General features: G+C 62.0%; 9 protein-coding genes and 2 pseudogenes. 7 read left to right on the top strand and 4 right to left on the bottom strand.

Annotation, left to right across the window (positions count from 1 at the left end):
- The first annotated feature begins 39 nt into the window (after nucleotides 1–39).
- The 6 genes and pseudogenes from infC (at nucleotide 40) to pheT (ending at nucleotide 6,075) form a co-directional block, all read left to right on the top strand.
- Nucleotides 40–576 carry a translation initiation factor IF-3 gene (gene infC / locus BSK43_RS08020; protein WP_174070236.1) on the top strand — a complete coding sequence of 179 codons (537 nt, stop codon included), beginning with the start codon at nucleotides 40–42 and terminating at the stop codon, nucleotides 574–576.
- A 321-nt stretch (nucleotides 577–897) separates the two neighbouring features.
- A complete protein-coding gene (rpmI, locus tag BSK43_RS08015; protein WP_003544621.1) occupies nucleotides 898–1,101 on the top strand; it encodes a 50S ribosomal protein L35 in 204 nt (67 codons plus the stop codon).
- A 37-nt stretch (nucleotides 1,102–1,138) separates the two neighbouring features.
- On the top strand, nucleotides 1,139–1,543 hold the full coding sequence (rplT, locus tag BSK43_RS08010) for a 50S ribosomal protein L20 (RefSeq protein ID WP_068400732.1): 405 nt from the start codon (nucleotides 1,139–1,141) through the stop codon (nucleotides 1,541–1,543).
- A gap of 414 nt (nucleotides 1,544–1,957) precedes the next feature.
- Entirely contained in the window at nucleotides 1,958–2,518 is a 561-nt protein-coding gene (locus tag BSK43_RS08005; protein ID WP_136686798.1) for a hypothetical protein, read from the top strand.
- A gap of 37 nt (nucleotides 2,519–2,555) precedes the next feature.
- Complete coding sequence (gene pheS, locus BSK43_RS08000) at nucleotides 2,556–3,638, top strand: phenylalanine--tRNA ligase subunit alpha (protein WP_077468430.1); 1,083 nt, start codon at nucleotides 2,556–2,558, stop codon at nucleotides 3,636–3,638.
- 15 nt (nucleotides 3,639–3,653) lie between these two features.
- A pseudogene (gene pheT / locus BSK43_RS07995) lies at nucleotides 3,654–6,075 on the top strand (phenylalanine--tRNA ligase subunit beta).
- 260 nt (nucleotides 6,076–6,335) lie between these two features.
- Here pheT and BSK43_RS07990 read toward each other — a convergent pair.
- From BSK43_RS07990 to BSK43_RS07975, 4 genes and pseudogenes are all read right to left on the bottom strand, one after another.
- Nucleotides 6,336–6,695 carry a nuclear transport factor 2 family protein gene (locus BSK43_RS07990; protein WP_068401155.1) on the bottom strand — a complete coding sequence of 120 codons (360 nt, stop codon included), beginning with the start codon at nucleotides 6,693–6,695 and terminating at the stop codon, nucleotides 6,336–6,338.
- 92 nt (nucleotides 6,696–6,787) lie between these two features.
- Complete coding sequence (pbpC, locus tag BSK43_RS07985; RefSeq protein WP_077468431.1) at nucleotides 6,788–8,875, bottom strand: penicillin-binding protein 1C; 2,088 nt, start codon at nucleotides 8,873–8,875, stop codon at nucleotides 6,788–6,790.
- Nucleotides 8,876–8,883: 8 nt separating this feature from the next.
- Nucleotides 8,884–14,399 (bottom strand): annotated as a pseudogene (locus BSK43_RS07980) (alpha-2-macroglobulin family protein).
- A gap of 254 nt (nucleotides 14,400–14,653) precedes the next feature.
- Nucleotides 14,654–15,649 (bottom strand): aldo/keto reductase, encoded by a 996-nt coding sequence (locus BSK43_RS07975; protein WP_077468432.1) that lies wholly within the window; start codon nucleotides 15,647–15,649, stop codon nucleotides 14,654–14,656.
- 130 nt (nucleotides 15,650–15,779) lie between these two features.
- On the opposite strand from BSK43_RS07975, the gene BSK43_RS07970 reads away from it, so the two are divergent.
- Nucleotides 15,780–16,673 (top strand): LysR family transcriptional regulator, encoded by an 894-nt coding sequence (locus BSK43_RS07970; RefSeq protein WP_068400714.1) that lies wholly within the window; start codon nucleotides 15,780–15,782, stop codon nucleotides 16,671–16,673.
- The last annotated feature ends 54 nt before the right edge of the window (nucleotides 16,674–16,727 follow it).

The following is a 16,727-nucleotide window of genomic DNA, read 5'->3' as shown; positions in this document are numbered from 1 at the left end:
GCTGCATCTAATCCGAAACAATTCGTGGAGAATACGACCATTCGCAGACCCTTTAAAACCGATGCGCCCGTAAAGGACGGGCCACGTTCCAACAGGGAAATCCGCATTCCCAAAGTACAGCTTATCGGAGCTGACGGCGCGAATCTGGGCATCGTCGCGACGGACCAGGCCTTGAGAATGGCAGAGGAGGCCGGTCTCGATCTGGTTGAGATTTCCCCCAATGCTGAGCCGCCTGTATGTAAGATTCTCGACCTCGGCAAGCTGAAGTATTCTAACCAGAAGAAGGCAGCCGAAGCGCGCAAGAAGCAGAAGATCGTCGAAGTCAAAGAAATCAAGATGCGTCCGAACATCGATACCCATGACTATGAGGTGAAGATGAAGGCGATCGGCCGTTTCTTCGAGGAAGGCGACAAGGTGAAGGTGACCTTGAAGTTCCGTGGCCGCGAAATGGCCCACCAGGAACTCGGTATGAAGCTTCTTCAGCAGGTCAAGGAAGACACACTCGAGATCGCCAAGGTGGAAGCCGAGCCCAAGCTCGAAGGCCGCCAGATGATGATGGTGCTTGCGCCGAAGTGAGGCGCAGGTTGCAGTAATAGAGGCCGGAGCCGTCCCTTGGGCGGCTTTTTCCTTTTAAGCCGCTGGTTTGACGCTGTCATCGATCTGCAAAGATTCACGCGTCCGGCCCGTTGCACTCTGAGGCAACTGCGGTTATAAGCGCGCGTCCGAACTGACCGGCAGGGCATGCCGTGGCAGTTCAGAATGCTGGCGGGACGGTTCGTCGCCGTATCCGCCGTTCAACAACAAACGCTCCGGCACCTTGTCGCAGCCCGGCCCAGCCGGATCTGTGGGAAGGGCTTTTTAGCAAAGCACGCCAGGAAGCATCGAAGGAGTAGCAAAATGCCCAAGATGAAGACGAAGTCCTCAGCCAAGAAGCGGTTCAAGATCACCGCGACCGGCAAGGTCAAGGCCGCCGCTGCTGGCAAGCGCCACGGCATGATCAAGCGTAGCAACAAGTTCATTCGCGACGCCCGCGGCACCATGGTTCTCGCAGAACCGGATGGCCGTAAGGTAATCAAGAACTACTTGCCGAACGGTCTCTAAGACTATTCGTAACGCTATAGACTAAGGAGATCATGAAATGGCACGCGTAAAAAGAGGCGTTACCGCCCACGCCAAGCATAAGAAGGTTCTGAAGCAGGCTCGTGGCTTCTACGGCCGCCGCAAGAACACCATCCGGACCGCCAAGGCTGCTGTCGATCGTTCCAAGCAGTACGCTTATCGCGACCGCAAGGTTAACAAGCGCAATTTCCGCGCTCTCTGGATCCAGCGTATCAACGCTGCCGTCCGCGAACACGGCCTGACCTACGGCCGCTTCATTGACGGCCTCACCAAGGCTGGCATCGAAGTTGACCGCAAGGTTCTCTCCGACATGGCAATCCATGAGACGGAAGCTTTCGGTGCGCTCGTTGCAGCATCGAAGAAGGCTCTTGAGTATCTCAAGGAAGCCGGCACGACGAACGAGTTCGAAGCTGCCGTTGGCTAAGGCCGACTTTTAGACAGATTTTTGTCACATTTGTGAAACCCGCGCTTGTGTAACCGGCGCGGGTTTTATATTTTTCGGGCCATAAACAGTTGTGACGATCACCTTAGGGACTCTCGCCACCGAGGGTGGGTGAAATTATTGAACGGCCAGACTAAGGAACTAAGCTCCATACCAAACCTCACCGGCAAGGATATCCAGGCTTTGCTGACAGTGCTGGTGAATGGGTCCAGCCGGGTTGAGCGTGTTCCTCTTTCGTCGCGTCTTGTCTGGATCAAACGATTTGGGACTGAGAAAACGCGGTTCTGGCGCTACTTGCAGGCCGCTTTGTCGTGCGTCATCCCCTTAGATTTTCTTCGCCCCTGTGCATGCCTCACACCGCAGGAGATGGCGGAACGCGAGATCAGGCGCATAGCCATGTTTGCAGAGCAGGGCATTGCGGTTCCGAAAGTTCTCTATGCCTCGAACAGTGCCATCATGCTCGCGGATGCCGGCATCACGGTGCAGGGACGTCTCGGGCAGCTGAAAGAAAGCGACCCCGTCGCTCATGACGATCTCATGGTTGCTTGCGCCACCGAGCTTGGCCGGCTTCACGCTAGCGGCCTTTGCCACGGCCGCCCCTATCCACGTGATATGTTCTTCTCCGGCAGGCGGCTCGGCTTCATGGATTTCGAGGAGGACCCGCAAACGGTGATGCCGCTTGAGGTTGCTCAGGCGCGCGACATCTGGCTTCTGTTTCTCCAGATCGCCACCGGTGCCCGCCTCGGCATGGAGACACAGAACCGGGCCTATGAGGCCTGGTCGGAACAGGCGCCAGCGGCCGCTCGTGTCGAGCTTCAGCGCATGATTCGCTTTCTTGGTGGTTTTTTGTTCCTTGCCCGGTTGATTGGCCGCGTGCACATGGGTAGTGATCTGCGACGCTTCATCGTTGCGACCAGCTTTCTGATGCATGCGTTTACCACTTATTCGGTGGACTGAGCGGCGCAATAGCCTACGGTCCGCAAGGCAGGACCAGATGACGGAACTCGTAACACTTGAAACCCAACTCATGGCCGACGTGGCCGCGGCAACCGACGAGCAATCGATCGAGGCCGTGAGGGTCGCCGCGCTCGGCAAGAAGGGCTCGGTTTCGGAACTGTTGAAGACGCTGGGCTCGATGTCGCCGGAAGAGCGGCAGACACGCGGTGCTGCGATCAACGCTTTGAAGAATTCCGTCACCGACGCGATCAACGAACGCAAGGGCGCGCTGCGTGATGCGGCGATCGATGCGAAGCTGAAGGCGGAGACGGTCGACGTCAGCCTGCCGGTCCGCTCCTCGCCGGCCGAGCGTGGCCGCATTCATCCGATCAGCCAGATCGTCGATGAGATCACCGCCATCTTCGGCGACATGGGCTTCTCGATCGCCGAAGGTCCTGATGTCGAGACCGACTACTATAACTTCACGGCGCTGAACTTCCCCGAGGGGCACCCGGCGCGCGAGATGCACGACACCTTCTTCTTCCAGCCGGATGAAAAGGGTGAGCGCAAGGTGCTGCGTACGCACACCTCGCCGGTGCAGATCCGCACCATGGAAGCGCAAAAGCCGCCGATCCGCATCATCATCCCCGGCAAGACCTACCGCCAGGATAGCGACGCCACGCATTCGCCGATGTTCCATCAGGTCGAAGGTCTCGTCATCGACAAGACGGCGAACGTTGCCAATATCCGCTGGGTGCTGGAAGAGTTCTGCAAGGCCTTCTTCGAGGTCGACAACGTGACGATGCGCTTCCGCCCGTCGTTCTTCCCGTTCACGGAGCCCTCTTTCGAGGTCGATATCCAGTGCGACCGTTCCGGCCCGATCGTCAAGTTCGGCGAAGGCACCGACTGGATGGAGATCCTCGGCTGCGGCATGGTGCATCCGAACGTGCTGCGCCATGGCGGACTCGATCCGGATGAATATCAGGGCTTTGCCTGGGGCATGGGCCTCGACCGTATCGCCATGCTGAAATACGGCATGCCGGACCTGCGTGACTTCTTCAATGCCGACGTCCGCTGGATGAACCATTACGGCTTCCGCCCGCTCGACATGCCGACTTTGTTCGGCGGCCTGAGCGCGTAAGCAAGGATTGATCAGATGAAATTCACACTCTCATGGCTGAAAGAGCATCTTGATACCGATGCCACGCTCGACGAGATCTGCACACGCCTGACCCAGATCGGTCTGGAAGTAGAGGATGTCGACGACAAGGCGGCGTTCAAGCCCTTCGTCATCGCCAAGGTTCTGTCAGCCGAAAAGCACCCGCAGGCCGATCGCCTGAAGGTGTTGATGGTCGATATCGGCAGCGGTGCGCCCGTTCAGGTCGTCTGTGGGGCGCCGAATGCACGCGCTGGCCTCGTTGGCGCCTTTGCGGCTCCCGGCACCTATGTTCCCGGCATCGACGTGACATTGGCCATCGGCAACATCCGTGGCGTCGAAAGCCGCGGCATGATGTGCTCGGAAAAGGAACTGGAAATTTCCGACAGCCACGACGGCATCATCGACCTGCCCGAAGATGCGCCTGTTGGCACCAGCTTTGCCGCCTATGCCGGCCTTGACGATGCGGTGATCGAGATCAACCTGACGCCGAACCGTCCGGATTGCACCAGCGTCTTTGGCATAGCCCGCGATCTCGCCGCCTCCGGCCTCGGCACGCTGAAATCGCCCGCGGCGCCGTCCTTCGCCGTCGAAGCGAGACGACGACCGAACTCAAGATCGATCTGGATGACACGCGCCTTTGCCCCGGCTTCGCGCTCCGCCTCGTGCGCGGCGTCAAGAATGGCCCGAGCCCGAAATGGATGCAGCAGCGTCTGCTCGCCATCGGTCTCCGTCCGATCAGCGCGCTGGTCGATATTACCAACTACATGACCTTCGATCAGGGCCGGCCGATGCACGTCTTCGATGCCGCCAAGGTCAAGGGCAATCTGGTCGTGCGCCGCGCCCGGGACGGCGAAACCGTGCTGGCGCTGGACGAGCGCGAATACAAGCTCAGCCCCAGCAATGTCGTCATTTCCGACGATAATGGCGTCGAGTCGATCGGCGGCATCATGGGCGGCGAACATTCCGGCTGCGACGAGAACACCACGGATGTGCTGATCGAGTCGGCGCTCTGGGACCCGATGAACATCGCCAAGAGCGGCCGCGGCCTCGGCATCATCACCGATGCGCGCTATCGCTTCGAGCGCGGCGTCGATCCGGAATACATGGTTCCGGGCCTTGAGCGCACCACCGAACTGGTGCTTGCCTGCTGCGGTGGCACCGCCGCTAAAGCGAGGGTCGAAGGCTACAAAGGCTACGAAGCCAAGGTCGTCGATTTCCCGCTGTCGGAAGTCAAGCGCCTGACCGGCCTCGAAGTCTCGGCCGATGAGAGCAAGTCCATCCTGACGAAGCTCGGCTTCTCGGTTTCCGGTTCGGGCGAGCGCATTTCGGTCGCCGTTCCCTCCTGGCGTCCGGATGTCGACGGCAAGGCCGATCTCGTCGAAGAAATCATGCGTATCCACGGCGTCGACAACATCAAGCCGCAGCCGCTGGCCAGCCACGCTGCCGTCAACGGCAAGATCCTGACGACGCTGCAGATCCGCACCCGCACCGCCAAGCGCGCGCTCGCATCGCGCGGCATGCTGGAAGCCGTCACCTGGTCCTTCATCGCCGAAGATCAGGCCAAGCTCTTCGGCGGCGGCTCCAACGCCCTGAAGCTTGCCAACCCGATCGCGGCCGATATGTCGGACATGCGTCCGTCGCTGCTGCCGGGCCTGCTGTCCGCAGCGCAGCGCAATGCCGACAAGGGCTATGGCGACGTCGCGATCTTCGAAGTGTCCGGCACCTATGAGAACGATACGCCCGAAGGCCAGCGTCGCGTCGCAGGCGGTATCCGCCGTGGTACGGCAACGCTCGCCGGCGCCGGCCGCATGTGGTCGAACGCTGCCAAGGGCGGTGGCAAGCCGGTTGACGTTTTCGATGCCAAGGCGATGCGCTCGCCGTCATCGAGGCCTGCGGCCTGCCGATGACCAATATCCAGATCGAGCAGGGTGGCCCCGCCTGGTATCACCCGGGCCGGTCCGGCACCATCAAGATGGGGCCGAAGGTCGTGCTCGGCTATTTCGGCGAATTCCATCCGAAGACGCTGGAAGCGCTCGACGTGTCGGGCGCTCTCGCCGGCTTCGAAGTCTATGTCGACGCCATGCCCGAGCCGAAGAAGAAGGCAACCCGCACCAAGCCGGCGCTGGAGCTTTCTCCCTTCCAGGCCGTCAAGCGTGACTTCGCCTTCGTGGTCGACAAGTCGGTGGAAGCCGGTGCAGTCATCCGCGCTGCCGTCGGTGCCGACCGCAAGCTGGTGACCGGCGTCAACGTCTTCGACATCTTCGAAGGCGCATCGCTCGGCGAGGGCAAGAAGTCGATCGCCATCGAAGTGCAGATCCAGCCGGCCGAGCGCACGCTGACGGACGAGGATTTCGAGGCACTGACGCAGAAGATCGTCGCCAATGTGACGAAGTCGACGGGTGGGGTGCTGCGCGGTTAATCTGCTGCTGCTGAGTTCGCGGAGGGGGCGTCACCCCCCTCTGTCACTGTCGTGACATCTTCCCCACATGGGGGGAGATCGTTGGGAGTTCGACGCACGCCTTCGTTAAAGCAGAAGCTTCGATTTCAACAGATGCGATATCAGCTTGGGGCAAGATAATGCCGCGAGTTACCAATCTCCCCCCATGTGGGGGAGATGTCCCGGAAGGGACAGAGGGGGGTATCAGAGGCTCGGCATAGACGGAGCAGCCTCGAAACACATCACCGATGCAGATGATAGACCTTGTTCACCACACTCCACCGCCCATCGATCTTCACCAGCGATAGATAGTCCGAAAAGCGCATCCCTGCGAATTCGTCGACGACCTTCACGCTAGCCGCATCGCCTTCGATGTCGATCAGCTCGATGTCCATCAGCGGTATGGTGCCGGGCGGAGCGCTGCCTTCCTCGACGATTGCCGAGATGAATTCATCCCGTGTCATCCATTCGACTGCGCCCTGATAATTGCCGATGATTTGGGCTCGTGGATGGAAAGCCTTTCGCAGCGCGGGCTCATTCGCGAATGCCATGCCATCGACATAGAGGTGAACAACCGCGCGGATTGCCTGCTCTTCCGACATCTCGCCATTCCTCATTTGAGTCATGCCTAAGATAGCATGGACGCTGCCGGCTGACAAAAAGGCGATGGCATGATCGCGATGATTTGACGCCTCTACTCGACGAAAACCCGTACGCTGGCGGCGCGTCCGGCCGCATCGATGACGGTGAGCGTCGAATATCCCGCACCGTCAGGCGTCCATTGATTGGTGCGGCGGCGAGACAGATCCGGCAGCGGCTTGCCATTGGCGAGCCAACGGAACGGAGCGCGTCCTCCCTGCAGCTTCAGCGCCAGCGGTGTGATCTGGCTCGCACCGCCGCTGGCGCCGAGATCGACGCGCGCCCCTTCCGGCGGATAGACGATCTGCGGCGCAGGCTCCCGGTTCGAAGCCGCCAGCAGCCCTGCGGCGGTCACGGAGAAGCGCCGCTGGCTGATCGGCAGCTCGGTCGCGGAAATGCGCACCGCACCCATGGGAGGCGGCGGGAATGGCGTGATCGCCACGCCCGATTTGGCAAAGGCTTCGAACAGGATGGGTGCTGCCGAAACATAGCCCGCCAGTCCCGGCACGGCGCCATTGTCAGGACGGCCGACCCAGACGCCGAGCACGTGTGCGCCGTCATAGCCGATCGACCATGCATCGCGATTGCCGTAGCTCGTGCCGGTCTTGTAGGCGATGCCGAGCTGCTTGCTGCCGCGCGGCGCGATAATATCGGAGAGAATGTCAGTGATGTTCCAGGCCGCGACCGGCTCCATCAACGGCTCGCTGTCGATCGGACCCGGTTGGTCCTGAACCCCGTCACCGATCCGCATCGGCTTGCCGCGATTGGCAAGCCCGGCATAGAGCTGCACGAGATCCTTCAGCGTAATGCCGACACCGCCAAGGCCGATGGCAAGGCCTGGGGCTTCGTTCGGCGGCAGCATCGGCTTCACCTCGGCGCGACGGAAGCGCACCAGCAGCCGCGTCGGACCCACGGCGTCGAGCAGGCGGACGGCTGGTACGTTGAGCGACAGCTGCAGCGCCTGGCGCACGCTGACATCGCCCTGATAGCTCATGTCGAAATTGCGCGGACGGTAGCCATAGAAATCGGCCGGGCGATCCTCGATGATCGTCTCCTGCGCCACGTAGCCTTGCTCGAAAGCGAGACCATAGATGAAGGGTTTCAGCGTCGAGCCGGGGGAGCGCAGTATGCGGGTCATGTCGATCCAGCCCGAGCGGCCGGAATCGAAGTAATTGGCCGAACCGACCTCGCCGATGATCTCGCCGGTCTTGGCATCAGCCATCACCATGGCGACGGATACCTTCGGCCCAAGCCGCTTTGCGGCGGCATCGGCGACCGCTTCCAGCCCTTGCTGAACACTGCGGCGCAACGTGGTTCGATGCTGGATGACGCCCGGTTGTTTCTTCAGCGCCAGTTCGGCCAGATGGGCCGCATAAGCGGGCAGTTGCCGCCGACCGGCCGGTATGGGCGTCAGCGCGGCGCGTTCGGCTTCCCCCTCGCCAATGATGGCAGCAACGGCGGCGCGTTCCAGCACACGGTGGCGGGCGGCCTGAGCGGTTGCGAAGTTGCGGTCGGGCCGCCGCTTTTCCGGCAGCTGGGGGAGCGCCACCAGCAAGGCTGACTGCGCCACGGTGAGGTGTCGCGGCTCCTTGCCGAAATAGGCAAGACTTGCGGCCCGAACACCCTCCAGATTGCCGCCATAGGGCGCATGCGTCAGGTAGAGATCGAGGATCTGTTCCTTGCTCAGCCGACGTTCAATCTGGATGGCGCGGACGACCTGCAGAAGCTTCGCCGTCATCGACCGCTGGCTGCGCGGCTCGATCAGGCGGGCCACCTGCATGGAAAGCGTCGAGCCGCCGGAGACGATGCGGCCGTGGGTGACGAGCTGGAGGAAGGCGCGGCCGATCGCCATCGGGTCAACGCCGTGGTGATCGTAGAAGCGACGGTCTTCATAGGCGACCAGCATACGCAGATATTGCGGGTCGACGTCGGAAACCTCGGTCTTCAGCCGCCAGCGTCCCTCTGGCGTGGCGAAGGCGCGCAGCAAATCGCCATTGGCGTCGAGCACTTCGGCGGAGACCACGCGGGCATTGTCCAGCGGCGGCGGATAGGCGCGGTCCGCGGCCTCAAGGCCGAAGACCAGCGCCACCGCCGTCAAGGCCGTGGCTCCAAAGCCAATCGCAATCTTCCATCGCGTCTTCATGACGGCTCTTACTTCTGTGCAGCTAGCACCTCCATGCGGCCCATCGCCGTACGGGCCGAGAACTGCGGCCGGTACATGTCCTCGACGCTGGCAGCAGGATGATCGTAGACGCCGGGTGTGACGGCGCGCACGACATAGGCGAAGGTCAGGTCACGGTCGGCACCGGCCGCCTGGTCGAAGGCCGAGACGAAACGATCGCTGCGGAACTCGACATGAGCCGGTTGAATGTCGCTGAGAAAGTCGAAGTTCGACAGTTGAGCGCTGTTGACGATGCTCGGATTGTCGATTTCGAAGCCGGCTGGCAGCAGATCGGTCACGAGAAGGCGCTGCGGCCAGTCATTGTCTTCGGTCACATGCAGCACGACGACGTAACGTTCGTTCTGCTGCGCCTGGGTGACGTTCGCCTCTTCGCCGTCGAGCGTGTAGTACTTGCGCTCGATCTTGAAGCCGTTACCGCCGGCCGGCAGCGGAGCGACGGGAGCCGCGACCGTGGTCACGGCCGCAGACAGCGGCTGGCGCGTCGTGTTGGTGACGGTCAGCGGATGGCCTGTCAGGGCATCGCCGGTCATCTGGGCCATGTAGGTGCCGGTGTGGGCGGCGCCGTTAACGTCGAGCGTCAACCCGTCATCGCCGTTCTGGAGCGCGCGGGCTGCCAGCAGCATCCAGGTCTGTTCCTGCGTGCTGGTATATTTCTTCGTCTGCCAATCCTTGGCGACGACACCAGCCAGATCCGGAATGATCGGCGGAACCGGACGGCTTTCGGCGGCAAGCGCCAGCACCGCAGCGCCGTCTCGCAGCGACGAACCATAGTCGGAGCGGACGAAACTGACCTTCGTGGCCACCGCCTTCTGCGACATCTGCAGCGCATCGATGAAGATGTTGCGCGAGCGCTGTGCGTCCCCGTAGAGCGCCAGCGCCGCAGCCAGATGCGCCTTGGAGAGCGGCGTCTGGAAGTCGTTCAGCATCGTGTCGGCGTAGTAGCGCAGATCGCTGATAGACGCCTTCTTGTTGCGCGCCAGCACATAGAGCGCATAGGCGATCTCGTTGCCATTGTCCTTGACGTTGGTATTGGCGCTCAGCGAGTTCTGGAGGTTTTCCAGCGCCTGCACCATCGCCTGATCCGGCACGCTATACTTCTGCTCGCGGGCGCGGGTGAGGAAGTCGGTCACGTAGGAGTCCAGCCAGAGATCGCCGGAGCCGGGAGCCCAGAGGCCGAAGCTGCCGGTCGAGGACTGGTAGGACAGTTCGCGATAGATGGCGTCCTGAACGCGCTTGCGAATTTCGGCATCATCGGCAAGGCCGTTCTTGACCGCCATGTCGCTGAAATAGAGGAGCGGCAGCGCGCCGCTCGCGGTCTGTTCGGCGCAACCATAGGGATAGCGGCTGAGGCTCATCAGCAGGCCCGGCACGTCGAAGGCGCTGGATCGGCTGACATTGACGCTGACCGAGGCGCCGGGCAGCACGCTGTCGGCGAGAAGATCGGCATTGACGGTCAGGCTCTTGCCGGGGGCAAGCGCGATGACACGCTGTTCGGTGACCGGCAGCTGCGCCGGGCGAACGGGGATATCGACCGATTGATCGAGCGATAGTCCCGAGGCGTTCGACAGCTTGATCGCAACCGTGCCGGCACCAGGCTGTCCGCCCGTCAGCGGCAGGGTGATGTTGTATTTGCCGCCGGCCTGCAGCTTGATCGTCTGTTGCGTGGCGCTTGCATCCACAGTCACGGCGCTATTGCCGGTGACCGCAAGCGTATAGTCGCCGGCGGGGGCATCGGTGTTGGCGACGTCGAGCCGCAGATTGGCCTTGTCTCCAGGTGCGAGGAATTTCGGCAGGCTCGCGGTAACGACGACCGGATCGCGGATGATCACATCCTGGGTCGCGTGCCCGACGCCAGCCTTCGACCATGCTACCGCCATAAGCCGCGCCGTGCCGTTGAACTGCGGGATGTCGAAGCTGACATTGGCCTTGCCGCTGGCATCCAGCTTGACCGGACCGGAGAAGAAGGCAACCAGCTTTTCCGTCGGCGGGCTTGCCTGCAAGGCTGCCTGCCCGCCGTCACCGCCGGTGCGCAGCTTGCCGGTCGCGCCGAGTGAGCCGTCGATCAGGCGACCGTAGATGTCGCGGATTTCAAGCCCGAGCTGGCGCTGGCCATAATACCAGTCATCCGGTGCCGGCGGCTGGTAGCGCGTCAGGTTGAGGATGCCGACATCGACCGCAGCAACCGTGACATAGGCGTCTTCATTGGCGCCTGCGCCGGAAACCTGTACGGCAACGCTCAAAGGCTGACGGGGCAGGGTCTTGGCCGGCGCGTCAAGCTTGATCTGCAGCTTGCGGTCGCCGGGATCGACGGCGCCCATTTGATGCCGATGGCGCGCATCGGCATGCGGCTTTCCTGGGCATCGCCGGGCCGGAACAGGGTGGCAGTCAGATAGGTACCTGCACCCCAATCGGCTGTGACGGGAATGTCGACCTCGCCGCCGGTGGCGCCGATATCGGCATTGGTCACCGAGATCAGCGTCTCGGCACCGGCCGTCACCATCAACTGGCCGGCATAGCGCGAGGTCACCTTCAGCTTGGCGGTATCGCCGATCTTGTAGCTCTGCTTGTCGAGTGCGATTTCAAGCGCATCAGGCGTTTCCGTGGAGGTGGAAGCGACATACCAGCCGGCGTTGAATTCGACGCTCGATTCCGGGCCGCTCGCATCGGCGCTCGAAACTTCCAGCCGGTAGCGGCCCCAGGTGACGGGCACGGAAATCGTTCCGCCATCGGTCGTGGCGTTGACCGTGCCGACAGCCACCTGCTTGGTGGACATGATCGGCTCATATTTCCAGCCATTGCCGGAGCGATACCATTGATAGTCGCGCTGGACGCTGAGCAGCTTCCATGTCAGGCCTTGCATGGCCTGCTTCTGGCCATTGGCGTCGACGCCGATAACATGGAAGTTGCCGACGGAGTTTTCGCCGAGATCGCCGTCGAATTGCGGTTTGATGCCGATGCGCGGGCCATCCGATTTGACCGGCAGCGTCAGCGAGCGCTCGACGGCGCGGCCGCCTGCCTCCTGCATGCGCACGGTGATGTTGGCGTTCAGAAGCTGCGTGGTCGAAGGAATATCGTTGATGGTGACGTCGAAGGTGGTCTTGCCGTTTTCGTCGAGCGCCTGCAGGTCTTCCAGCGGCACCTGTGTGCTCTCCGCCTTGCTGTCACCGCTGCTGCTATCGTCGCCGTCATTATTGTCCTTGCCGGCGCCCTCGTCGGCGAGGCCGAACTGATAGCCCTTGTAGGCATCGCTTTGCCGGGTTGGCTTCAGCGTCACTTCGCCCGCAAGGCTAAGGCCCGCTGCCGGCGCGCCATAGAGATAGCGCCCGTCGACATTGACAGGTGTCGGCTGGCCGACTTCGATCTCCTTGGCGTCGCTCTTCATGTCGAATTCGATGCGGTCGGGCACGAAGTCGTCGACGAGGAAGGTCTGCGAGCCGATGGAGGCGCCCTTCGGGTCGGTGTAGATATTCATCGTCCAGGTGCCGCGCATCGAGGTCTGCTGCAGCGGCATGTCGACAGTGTAGCCGCCGAGCTTGCCGCCATCGGTGACGATGCGGCGGTCCTCGACGCCATCGGGGCGCAGGAAGACGAAGGTGAGCGGCAGGTTTTCGACCGCCGTTGAGCTGACGTCGCGGGCAAGCGCCGAAGCATGCACCGTCTCGCCGGCGCGGTAGATGCCGCGCTCGGTCCAGGTCAGCAGGTCGATCGCGCCGGGCGCGGTCCGGCCGGCAACGCCGCGGTCGGAAAGATCGAAGCCGGCGCGCGTCATGTCGAGGAAGACATAATCCTGGTCGCCGTTCTGAGCGGTGATGACCGCCGGCGTCATGCCCGCCGTGCCGCGCATCAGGCCGGCGCTGAAGACTGCGCGGCCATTGTCGTCGGTCTTCGCGGTGCCTAGGACTTCATTGTTCTTGGCAAGCAGCTGCAGCTGCACGCCGGCGAGCGGCTTGGCGCTGGCGAGCGAGCGGGCAAAGACATTGAGCCCGTCCGTGCCGGCATAGGTGGTGACGCCGATATCCGACACCACGAACCATTGCGTTGCCTGCGGATCCCATTCCTGGCCGCCGCTATTGGGGGCAACGGCCGTCAGCACATAGACGCCCGGCTTGCGCTTCGGCAGCGCTTCATCGACCGGGAAGCTGGTCGCGACGTCCTTGTTGAGCTCCTGCTGGATATCGATCGAGCCCTGCCAGACCAGTTCACCATTGGTGTCCTGGATCGTCTGGGCGCTGTAGCTGTCCATCTGCGTCAGGAACTGTGAGTTGTTGAGGAGCTGCGCAATGTTGCGATCGCCGATGCGATAGAGCTTGAGATTGGCCGTGGTCGCATTGACCGAGACGATCGGAATGCCGCGCCGCGCCGTGGAGGGCAGCACGAAATTGTCTCCGGTGAAGCGCAGCGACGCCGTGCGGTCCTTGACGTAGACGTCGACATTGACCTGCGCGGGAAGGTTTTCACCGACCGAGGAGGGGAGACCGGCGCGCAGTGAAACGCGGTAGTGCTGGCCGAACTCCAGGCCTTCGACGCAGATCTGGTTGTCCTTGGCATCGACGCCCTTCGGTGCTGCGCCATTGACGGTGACGAAAGGCGTATAGTCGACGCCGCTCTTCACCAGCTTTTCGGAGAACTGCACGCAGGCGCGCGGTGAGGCATTGTCGTTGTCGAGCGTGTTGCCGGAGACGCGGAAGCCCTGGCGGGCACGCAGATCGTCATAGGCGGCCTGGACTGCGGCTGAACTGACGAGATTGAGGCTTGCCTTGTAGGCGTTGAGCGCCGGGCGATAGTTCTGCGCGTTCTTCAGCGCTTCAGCGAGAACGGCAAGCGCGTCGGCGCGGCTGTTCGTGGTGCGGGTCAGCTGGTAGCCGTTGAGCGCAGCATAGGCGGCCTTGGTGCCAACGGCGGTGTCGTTGGTAACCGTGTTGGCGGCCCGCGCCATTTCGATCCACAGATCGCCGTTGTCGGGGCTGAGCGACAGGGCGCCCTGGAATGCGTTCAAGGCATTCTCGACATTCCCGGACGTCAATTCGATGCGACCGAGGGCTATCAGGCTTTCGACGCCTTGGCCCTTCAACTCGTCGCCGAGCGTCAGCGTGCTTTTCGCATCGCGCGCGCTTTGAACGAAGTCATCGGACAGGAAGGGGAGGGCTGGTGCCGCGCCGATATCGGGCTCGTTGGCCGCCGCAGTCTCGACGATCTTGCCGGCGATGGCGCCCGGGAAACTGTTGAGCTGGTTGAAGTCGGACTTCATGAAGCACCACTTCACCTTGGGATTGTAGGTGAAGGCCTTGCACGACTTGTCGCCGATGCAGGAGGCGGAGCACTGGTCCAGCGTCACATTCTGCTCGGTGCGCAGGTCGAAGCCGAAGTAATCGCCGTCCTTGGTGGTGACCACCTGACGCTTGACATCCGCGGCCGCCGAAGGGCTCAGGGATGCGAAAGTGGCGAGAAGAAAAGCGGAGAAGCCGATAAACGCGCGCTTAGACATAAGTCCTCCCAACGCTGCCCGTTTTGATTGGCGGCAATCTTCAAATTTCAGGCCCGTTTGTCAACCGAGCGTCGAGCTCTGGCATGCGCTTTGCGCCCATGACGATTTGTCTAAAAACTTGAAAGAGCCTGTAAATCAGGCGATTCGCATGTTCTTGCGGTCGCTGGTGAGGCTTCACTTTTATTTTCAACCCCAAAATGACACCGGCCGTGATGGCCGGTGTCTCTGTCTGGGAAGGAGAGATGGTCAATTCGTCATATATTCGTCATGGCGAGAGACGCATCGCTGTAGCGCTTGCCGGCGACGCTTTCGAGCGGGATGATCGCGCCAAGCTCTTCCACCTCGCGCGGTGAAAGCACGATATCGGCGGCGGCCGCGTTCTGCTCGATATGGTGCAGTTTGCGGGCGCCGGGGATCGGGACGATGTCGTCGCCCTGGTAGAGCACCCATGCGAGCGCCAGTTGTGCCGCCGTGACGCCCTTTTCTTTGGCAAGCGTTTCGAGCCTGGCGACCAGCGCCGCATTGGCGTCGAAATTATCGCCCTGGAAGCGTGGCAGGTTGCGGCGGAAATCGTCGTCGGCCAAGTCGTCCACCTTGCGGATCGCGCCCGTCAGGAAGCCGCGGCCGAGCGGGCTATAAGGTACGAAGCCGATGCCGAGTTCGCGGCAGGTGGCGAGCACCTCTTCCTCCGGATCGCGGCTCCAGAGTGAATATTCGCTCTGCACGGCAGCGATCGGATGCACCGCATGGGCGCGGCGGATGGTTGCGGCACTGGCTTCCGAGAGACCCAGCGCCCGCACCTTGCCCTCTTTCACCAGCTCCGCCATGGCACCGACCGTATCTTCGATCGGCACGTTCGGATCGACGCGATGCTGGTAGAAGAGGTCGATGACATCGGTGTTAAGCCGCTTCAGGGAGGCCTCGGCGACGTCCCTGACATGCTCCGGACGGCTGTCGACGCCGATCATGGCGGCAAGACCGGTTTTTGTGTGGTCGAGCTTGAAACCGAACTTCGTGGCGATGACCACGCGGTCGCGAACAGGCTTCAATGCCTGACCAAGCAGCTCCTCATTGGTGAAGGGGCCGTAGGTTTCGGCGGTGTCGAAAAAAGTGACGCCGAGCTCGACGGCACGATGAAGCGCTTTGACGGATTCGTTGTCGTCAGTCGCTCCATAGGCGAAGCTCATGCCCATGCAGCCGAGCCCGACGGCGGAAACGGTGAGATCCTTGCCAAGCTTGCGGGTTTTCATAATCGCGTTCCTTTTGAACCTTGTTGGATCGGTGGCGGGCCCAAGGCCGGCCGACAGGTTCAAACTAGGTCTCGGCATAATGAATGAAAATCCATGCAAATTCTCACAACCTGTTCTATAATTTAGATCAATGAACAGGACCCAGCTCTCTCAATTGGCGGTGTTTGCCGCCGTCGCCGCCCATCGCAGCTTTCGTGCCGCCGGCAAGGAATTGTCGATCGCGCCGTCGGCGGTCAGCCATGCCGTCTCCAGCCTCGAGGCAAGCCTCGGCGTGCGGCTGCTGGCGCGCACCACCCGCAGCGTGCTTCCGACGGAGGAGGGCGAGGCGCTGCTCCAGCGGCTGGCGCCGGCGCTGGAAGAGATCGATATCGCGCTGGAAGATACGCTTGCCACCCGCGGTCGCCCGGCCGGCACTCTGCGCATCACCGCCCCGCGCTTTGCCTCGGACCTGCTGATGGCGCCACGGCTCGGCGATTTCCTCAACACCTATCCGGACATTACGCTGGAGATCGCCAACGAGGACGGCTTCAGCGATATCGTCAAGGAGGGCTTCGATGCCGGCATCCGGCTGGAGGAGAGCATCGAGGGCGATATGATCGCGGTAAAGGTCTCGCCTGATATACGCACCGTGATAGCCGGCTCTCCGGCCTATTTCGCGAAAAATCCGAAGCCGCTCCATCCGCGCGATCTCGTGCATCACCGCTGCATCAAGCGGCGCTTCACCGATGGCTCGATTTATCGATGGGAGTTCGAGAAGGACGGCCGCGAGCTGATCGTCGCCATCGATGGTCCCTTGATCGTCATCGAGGATAGGCTTGCGGTTCTGGCGGCACTGAACGGTGCGGGCCTGTCCTATCTGTTCGACATCCGCGTCAAGCAGGAACTGGAGGACGGCAGCCTGATCCGCGTGCTGGAGGATTGGTGCCCACCCTATCCGGGCTTCTGCATCTATTATCCGAGCCGCCGCCAGATGCGCCCGGCACTGCGAGCCTTCATCGATTTCTTCAAATATACCGGGCCATGACGAGAGGGCGTCGTCGCCGATCCGGCCAATGATCGGCACTGCTGACAGAAATCG

The sequence above is a fragment of the Rhizobium sp. P44RR-XXIV genome (assembly GCF_001999485.2).
GTDB lineage: Bacteria > Pseudomonadota > Alphaproteobacteria > Rhizobiales > Rhizobiaceae > Rhizobium.
The sequence above is the reverse complement of the archived record's forward strand: the minus strand, read 5'-3'. Positions and strand labels throughout refer to the sequence as shown.

Excerpts from the sequence above, each read along its gene's own strand:
- pheS (WP_077468430.1), top strand. The coding sequence starts at position 2,556 with ATGACGGAACTCGTAACACTTGAAACCCAACTCATGGCCGACGTGGCC.
- BSK43_RS07990 (WP_068401155.1), bottom strand. The coding sequence starts at position 6,695 with ATGTCGGAAGAGCAGGCAATCCGCGCGGTTGTTCACCTCTATGTCGAT.
- BSK43_RS08005 (WP_136686798.1), top strand. The coding sequence starts at position 1,958 with ATGTTTGCAGAGCAGGGCATTGCGGTTCCGAAAGTTCTCTATGCCTCG.
- pbpC (WP_077468431.1), bottom strand. The coding sequence starts at position 8,875 with ATGAAGACGCGATGGAAGATTGCGATTGGCTTTGGAGCCACGGCCTTG.
- rpmI (WP_003544621.1), top strand. The coding sequence starts at position 898 with ATGCCCAAGATGAAGACGAAGTCCTCAGCCAAGAAGCGGTTCAAGATC.
- rplT (WP_068400732.1), top strand. The coding sequence starts at position 1,139 with ATGGCACGCGTAAAAAGAGGCGTTACCGCCCACGCCAAGCATAAGAAG.
- BSK43_RS07975 (WP_077468432.1), bottom strand. The coding sequence starts at position 15,649 with ATGAAAACCCGCAAGCTTGGCAAGGATCTCACCGTTTCCGCCGTCGGG.
- BSK43_RS07970 (WP_068400714.1), top strand. The coding sequence starts at position 15,780 with ATGAACAGGACCCAGCTCTCTCAATTGGCGGTGTTTGCCGCCGTCGCC.